Source organism: Chitinophaga sp., from assembly GCF_036569185.1.
Lineage (GTDB): Bacteria > Bacteroidota > Bacteroidia > Chitinophagales > Chitinophagaceae > Chitinophaga.
Map to the genome: position 1 here is coordinate 1 of NZ_DATCRD010000344.1, position 7,202 is coordinate 7,202.

Genomic DNA, 7,202 nt, shown 5'->3' on the forward strand with positions numbered 1-7,202 from the left:
TCCAATGATATTTACAGAGATCGTAAACTCGTAAAAGGCGCAACTATACATGTCGGCAAAAAGCCCTAAAAGAATGCGTGTTTTTGCAGGTCCTAATGGCTCTGGTAAAAGCACGATTATAAAAGAGATCCAGAAAGCCTATAATACTGGTACCTATATAAATGCAGATGATATTGAGAAGGCTGCCAAAGAGAAAGGATTTGTTAACTCGGAGATTATAACCTTGAAGCAGATACAACAGAATTTAATGTATACCTTGAACAATCCACGCTACTGCAGAAAGCCAGGGAGGATGGATTTATTATTGATCTGAATCTTACGAATAACGTTATTACTATTGGAGACGATTCAAACAGCTATGAAGCAGCCCTGATTTCTGAATACTTAAGAAGGCTACTAATTGCCAAAGGAGAAACTTTTTCCTTTGAGACAGTTATGTCGCATCCGTCTAAATTGAATATTTTACAAAATGCCTTTGCAGCAGGGTTTAAAAACTATCTGTATTTTATATCTACAGAATCAGCTGATATCAATGTGAACCGTGTTATGGAAAGGGTGAAGAAGGGAGGACACCCTGTCAATGAACAAAAAATAAGGGAGCGATATGTAAAGTCTATGGATCTGGTTGCTGATATGCTTCCTTATTGCCATCGTTGTTTTTTCTTTGATAATTCAGGGGATACCTATCGCCTGATTGCTGAAGTAATAGGAGGAGAAACGCTGAAGATCGAAACTAACGATATTCCAACCTGGTTTGATATCTACGTGTTGCAGAAATTGGGGCTGTAAGAATATTTTGCGCCTATTTTTATTTAAGGTAGCCTAACACTGCCCGCCGCGGATTTTGTCTGACTCAGGATTATGATGATTTCGCTGATTATACTGATTATATTTTTGGGATTTTATTATATAAAAAGGGATAGAAGGCGTAAATACTTCTATCCCTTTTTATATAATAAAATCAGTGTAATCAGCGAAATCATCATAATCCTGAGTCAGACAAAATCCGCTCCGGCGCCCTAGTTCAGCACCAACTCCACCACAGGGATCTCCACATTCGGCTGCTTCTCCGGAAGGCTCAGCACCAGGTTATCCCCGTCTGTAGTGAACTTCACTTCCGAGTTATCATGCAGTAGCTGTGCGTATTTAACGCGGCCTTTGTACCCTGGTAATGAGAGTTTACTGCCGTACTCCAGCAGGTGCACATATAGCCTTTTGGTGTCAGGATTATAAGTCAGCATGGTATTTTTCGGTGTGGTGAAATTATCCGGCGCATAGGTGCAGCCATAAATGGATTCACTATTGCCTTTCATCCATTCGCCTATATTGCCGAGGGCATTCTGTGCGCGGTAGTCGAATACGCCGCGGGCGGTGGGGCCTACGTTGAGGATGAGGTTACCGCCGCCGCTTACGGAACCTATCAGGAGCTCCAGCAGCTGGTGCGTACTTTTCCAGGAGTTTTCATCGCGGTAGTAGCCCCATGAGCCGGAGAAGGTCTGACAGGTTTCCCATGTTTTGCCGCGGTACTGTGCCAGTTCTTCCACTTTCACCTGTTCGGGGGTGAGGAAGTCGGCGCCGTCTTCATATTCTTCCAGGTTGAGGCGGTTGTCTACAATGATGCCGGGTTGCAGTTTACGGATCATTTTCAGCAGGTTCACCGCATCCCAGTCGTCTTTGCCTTTACCGTTTTTGCCGGGATAGGAGAAGTCGAGCCAGAGGATATCTATTTTACCATATTGGGTAAGCAGTTCCGTGATCTGGTTGCGGAGGTACTGGCGGTACTTGTTCATGTCCTTGCCTTTATTGAGACGGGCATAGGTGCTGTCGGCGCCATTGTCTACACGTTGCGGGTGTACGCCGTCGATGGTGAAATCCGGGTGGTGCCAGTCGATGAGTGAATAGTAGAAGCCCACCTTAATCCCTTCCGCACGGAAGGCGTTTATAAATTCCCGTACCAGGTCGCGGTGGGCCGGGGTATTGGTGGCTTTGTAATCGGTGTACTTACTGTCGAACAGGCAAAACCCTTCATGGTGTTTGGTGGTGAGCACCGCATACTTCATGCCTGCGGCCTTTGCCTGTCTGGCCCATGCTTTCGGGTCAAACTGGTTAGGGTTGAAGAGGTCGAAGTAGTTCTGGTATTGTTCATTGGTGAGGCGTTCGTTATGCTTCACCCATTCGTGGCGTGCCGGCAGGGCATACAGGCCCCAGTGGATGAACATACCGAAGCGGTCGTGCGTCCACCAGGCCATGCGTTTTTCTTTCTGGGCAGTTGTTTCGTTGCCTATCTTTTTTTTCTCCTGCGCCTGCAGTGTAACGATGGGACTGCATAAAAGCAGGATGATCCCTAATTTCCTGAGTTGTTTGTTCATGTTCTTAGTGTCTATTTATCTCTGATCAGTAATACTTTGTTGACACGGATGGTTTGTTGCGACGGATTGGAAAGCGTGCCGGCAAATCCAACGGTAACGGTGGTTGGCGCGGTGAGCACGAATGCGGCAGAAGCATATTTATTATTATTGTTCACCAACCTGGCGGAGCTGAGCGCCGTGCCTGCCTGGTCTACATCCGGGAGGGCGTTGCCTGCTGCTACCAGCAGCCAGGTGTTTTCCAGGGTGTTGTCGATGTTGGAAACGTCTGCTTCAAAGCGGTATTCACCTGCGGGCAGGGTAAAGGTCTGGTAGATCTTACCATTGGTGATGGCGCCGTTGTCCCAGATCCAGAGGGTAAGGCGGCCGGTACCGCCGATGTTGTCATAGGTGCCGTTCTTTTCCGCTTCGGCGTTGTATTGCCAGTCTTTCAACTGCCCGAAGCGGCCGCCAAACGGTTTATTATTATCCAGTTCAAACGGGGAGCCCGGGTTACGTATATACGTTTGCGTGATATCTTCCTTTACGGCTTTTGTTTCAAAGGGAGTATAGAAGGTATCCACGGCCAGTTTATCGGGTTGGTACAAAGTACGGTAGCGGAAGCTGCTCATGGAAAGATAGTTGGGGAGCACGGTCACCTGTCCTTCCGGTTGGGCGGCAACAATGGTATCATGTGCTACGTTGTCGCTGGTGGTGTATTGCAGCTGCATACCAATGATACCGCCGGTGGTATCGATGTTGGCCCAGCTTATTTCGGCCTGCCCGTTCTTCATTTCTGCATTGCTGAAAGCCCTGGTCAGCAAGGCGTCTTCATAAAAACGGCCATATACAAAACCGGTAGCTTCAGAGCGAACGGAGGTATTGCCATCGCGGTCGAAGTTGTATACTTCAAAAGTATAGGCCCGTTCTTCCAGGTTGCTGATGATATAACGGATGGTGTCTACTCCGCTGGTGCGTTTTATATCCAGCATGGCGGAGTCTTTCCGGTTGTTCCAGTATATTTTGGCGCGACTGATCTTCGGATCAGAGATCAGCAACCAGGACAGCTGTACGCGGTTACGGCCGGCATGTACCCGGAGGGAATCGGCTTTACCGGTATACAGTATTTCGCCGTTGCCCAGGTATTTTTTATAGTCGTCTTGTTTGGCGCAGGCGCTGATGAGCAGCACGCTGGCAAGTATCATATAATGAAGTATGCGCATAGAATTTTTTTTAGGTAGATGATCATCATTTGTCGTTGCCCCAGAACTTCATCTCCTGGATGTTGGCAGCATAACCACCGTCTGTCCAGGTGCGGAGTATTTTTATACGGATATACCTTACACGCGGGGCATCCAGTGGCACGGTCATTTGTTCACCGGCAATGGCAGCGTCTATATCATCCTGTGTTTTTTGTCCTACCGGCAGGCCGGAAGGCTTGATCACGGTATGTTCCACCAGGCGGGTCCAGCTGTCCCAGCTGCCATCGGAAGCGGGATTGGTGGAACCCCATATTTCAAACTTGCGCACGTTGTTCTGTAAATAGATCCATTCGTTGGGGCGTTGCCACAGGGTAATGCGGCTCAGCTGCGCGGTAACGCCGAGGTCGAAGGTGATAGACATGGGCATGCCATCCAGTTTATCTGCTGAATGCCATAAGGTCCCGTTCCAGAGATTGGGGATAGGAAGGCCCCAACCATAATCCACATCTCCCGGTAATTTTACTTCTTTGAAATTCGCTTTATCCAGCAGCTTTTCAAAGATGGGCACCAGTTCCTGGATAATGGTGTCCGATTGGTTGCCCCAGCGGTCGCGCACATAAAAACCAAACTTCCTTTTTTCCGCAGCGAAGCCCCTGACAGAGTAATTGCCGCTTTCCAGTTTGGTGTAATGCACATCGGAAGAGCCGAATACACCTGAGGAGTCGTTGGTGAGCGTAACAATAGCGATATCTGCTTTGCTATCGTTTTTAAAACTGATATTGATGCCACCGAAATCCGCTTTTATCTCCAGCGATTTACGGACGTTCAGCATGGGGGGCGATAATGGTTTAATGTGGGTGGTCACGGGGTCGGAAGCAGTTTCATTACGGCTTACCACGTACAGGGAAATTTCGTGGGTAGCGGTATCGCCAAAGCCGTCTACCACCAGGAAGTTATTATAGTAAGATGATCTTATTTCGCGTTTCTCTCCCTGTCTTATAGTATACACGGCCTTTACATACAGGATATCTTTGTTATCCGGCAGGCTGTAAGTGATTTTTGCAGCGCCGGGCATGTTGGTCACATTGAGATTGGTGACCATGCCCGGTTTTTCGCCGGAGCTATTTACCGGCTGATGGGTTTCTTTTTTGCAGGCAGCCGCCAGCAACAGGCAGGCGATCGGCAGTATATATTTATTGATGTTCATGTGGCGTACGGTTTAAGTAAATGAAAGATTACCATCCAAAGCTCTGCACCAGTTTAGGATTGTTGAGCAGGTCCTGGTTTTCGATAGGCCAGAGATAGTTGCGGGTCTGGAAGGTTTGCCGGTACAGCGTTCTTACACGATAGTAGAATACGGGGTCCGATTGGTCCACATCCCATCCTGTAACAGGTTTGTTCAGTTCTTCCATGCTCCTTTTCCAGCGGCGCAGGTCCCAGAAGCGGGCGCCTTCCATGGCCAGTTCTATCAGTCTTTCCTGCTGGATGATCTGGCGGAAGCCTTCTTTGGTCTGGAACTTGGCTGGTTGCTTGGAGTAAGCGGTCCAGGAAGCCTGCACGCCTTTCAGCCCGGCGCGGTCCCTTACTTTATCGATGTAAGTGAAGGCGGCTGGTTGAGGGCCCTGTTCTTCATTCAATGCTTCTGCATATAACAGGTACAGGTCGGCCAGGCGCATTTCCGGCCAGGGATGATTTTCTATGAACAGGCCCTGTCCTTCGAGGATCTCATTTTTCCAGTTCACCAGTTTCTTCGCAAAGTAGCCGGTGGTATTATTATCGTAAATGTTTTTACGGGTTTGCCATTGGCCTGCTTTGGATTCTATGTGAAACATTTTTTTCTGCATCATCCATATAGCGCCGTCAAATGCAAGGTCAGCATAGAAGCGGGGCTCCCGGTTGAAGTGCATAGCGGCGGTGGTATATCCTTCCTGGATCAGTTCTCCTTCAGCTTTCACGGCGGTTCTGAGTTTCAGGCGGCCGGCATAGTCGAAGGTTTTGTCTTCACTCATCGGCACGCCTTTATCCGTATAGAACTGTTCTGCAATTTTCATGGTAGGGGCCAGGGAGCCGAGTACGGATTCGTTGCCTATGCGCGCCGGATCGAGGCGGGGCATAGCCTGCCGCTGCATCTCATAGGTGCCGCCGGTAGGGTTGCACCAGATGATCTCAGGGTTCCATTGTTCACAAAGACTATTACGTATCGACATTTGCCTGGTCAGTGTATCCGACAGCGTTACCCCCAGCTGGCTGAAGGTGTAAAGCAGGTTGCCGGTGGCTTCGCATTCATCGATGGCGGCTTTACAGGCCTCGGCGGCTACTTTCCATTTATCGGCGCTGTAGGTGGTGTTGAACAGGGGGCTGCCATCCGTATTTTTGAAGGCTACGTAATCGATGTTACCATTGTAAAGCGGGCTGGCAGCGGTTACCAACACCCTGGCTTTAATGGCCATAGCAATGGGTTTGGTAATGCGTCCCAGTTCGGTGGACCTGTCGGCAATAATTTCAGGCAGGCCGGCTGCGGCAGTATCCAGCAAATGAGTAATGTAGTTGAACACGGTATCCACATGTTCCCGCGGTACTTTGGTTTCTTCCGCAGTGCTGGAAATGGGAAGGTTATAACGGATCACCGGGATAGGGCCGTATTGGCGCAGCAGCAACCAGTGGTAATAGGCTTTGAGGAAAATCACTTCTGCGCTCCAGCGGTCTTTTTCTGTTTGCCGCATGTCTACCACCTTATGAATATTTTCCAGGAAGATGTTGCAATCGCGCAACGCTTTGTAGTACTGGGTCCAGTTACCCATATACACAATGTTGGCGCTCTGGAATCCCTGCGCTATCTGCCAGGGTATTTCACTGGTACTGTAGGGGCGTACCATCCAGAACTCGTCGCCCGCCACCAGTGCGGGGTTAGAGGAGAGGTCAGCACTGCTGGGAAGATAGGAGTAGCAGGTGAACAGGTATTTCTCTGCTTCTGCGCGCATGGTAAATGCGTTATCAATAGTGGCCACGTTGTCCGGCACCACGTCGAGGAATTTTTTGCAGGAGGCCGCAGAGAGCAGGAGTATGCACAGCAGGCACCATTGCAGGCCGCGGCGTATATTGTATGTAATGGAATGTTTCATTTTTGCATCATTAAACAGTGAATCAAAGTCCCAGTGTTATACCCAGGTTGATAACCCTTTGCACCGGGTAGCCAAGCCCGTTGCCGCCCATTTCCACGTCCCAGGTTTTAAATTTGCTGAGGGCAAAAAGGTTGGAGGCATTGGCATAGATGCGGGCGTTGGTCATGCGCACACGATCCAGCAGGCTTTTGGGAAAAGTGTATCCCATTTCCAGCGATTTTAAGCGGAGGAAATCGCCGCTGCGCATCCACCAGGTGGAAGTCTGGTTATTGTTGTTCACGAAGTAATCGCTGAGGCGTGGCCACATGGCGTAGAGGTTACGGTTACTTTCGCTCCAGTGGTCGTCCGCAATGGCCTGTAACAGGCCATGCTGGCCGCCCCCGTTCAGCACAAAAGGCGATATCTCGTAAGAGCTGATCCAGAAGGAGGAACGCGCGGAGCCCTGGAAAAAGAAGCTCAGGTCGAACTGTTTGTAGCCAAAGGAGAACCCGAACCCATAAGTGATCTCAGGCGTGGTAGGCAGGCCGATGGGC

General features: G+C 49.5%; 6 protein-coding genes and 1 pseudogene. 2 read left to right on the forward strand and 5 right to left on the reverse strand.

Annotated features, from left to right (window positions below; genetic code table 11):
* The first annotated feature begins 49 nt into the window (after positions 1 to 49).
* Complete coding sequence (locus VIM72_RS26285; RefSeq protein ID WP_332005796.1) at positions 50 to 313, forward strand: ATP-binding cassette domain-containing protein; 264 nt, start codon at positions 50 to 52, stop codon at positions 311 to 313.
* A 122-nt stretch (positions 314 to 435) separates the two neighbouring features.
* Positions 436 to 789 (forward strand): hypothetical protein, encoded by a 354-nt coding sequence (locus VIM72_RS26290; protein WP_332005797.1) that lies wholly within the window; start codon positions 436 to 438, stop codon positions 787 to 789.
* A 230-nt stretch (positions 790 to 1,019) separates the two neighbouring features.
* Here the strand turns inward: VIM72_RS26290 and VIM72_RS26295 are convergent, their stop codons facing one another.
* The 5 genes and pseudogenes from VIM72_RS26295 to VIM72_RS26315 form a co-directional block, all read right to left on the reverse strand.
* A complete protein-coding gene (locus tag VIM72_RS26295; protein WP_332005798.1) occupies positions 1,020 to 2,369 on the reverse strand; it encodes an alpha-L-fucosidase in 1,350 nt (449 codons plus the stop codon).
* Between the two features lie 11 nt (positions 2,370 to 2,380).
* Complete coding sequence (locus VIM72_RS26300; RefSeq protein ID WP_332005799.1) at positions 2,381 to 3,568, reverse strand: DUF4998 domain-containing protein; 1,188 nt, start codon at positions 3,566 to 3,568, stop codon at positions 2,381 to 2,383.
* A gap of 25 nt (positions 3,569 to 3,593) precedes the next feature.
* Positions 3,594 to 4,754 (reverse strand): DUF5000 domain-containing lipoprotein, encoded by a 1,161-nt coding sequence (locus VIM72_RS26305; RefSeq protein ID WP_332005800.1) that lies wholly within the window; start codon positions 4,752 to 4,754, stop codon positions 3,594 to 3,596.
* A 28-nt stretch (positions 4,755 to 4,782) separates the two neighbouring features.
* A complete protein-coding gene (locus VIM72_RS26310; RefSeq protein ID WP_332005801.1) occupies positions 4,783 to 6,669 on the reverse strand; it encodes a RagB/SusD family nutrient uptake outer membrane protein in 1,887 nt (628 codons plus the stop codon).
* Positions 6,670 to 6,691: 22 nt separating this feature from the next.
* Positions 6,692 to 7,202: pseudogene (locus tag VIM72_RS26315) on the reverse strand (SusC/RagA family TonB-linked outer membrane protein); the annotation flags it as partial.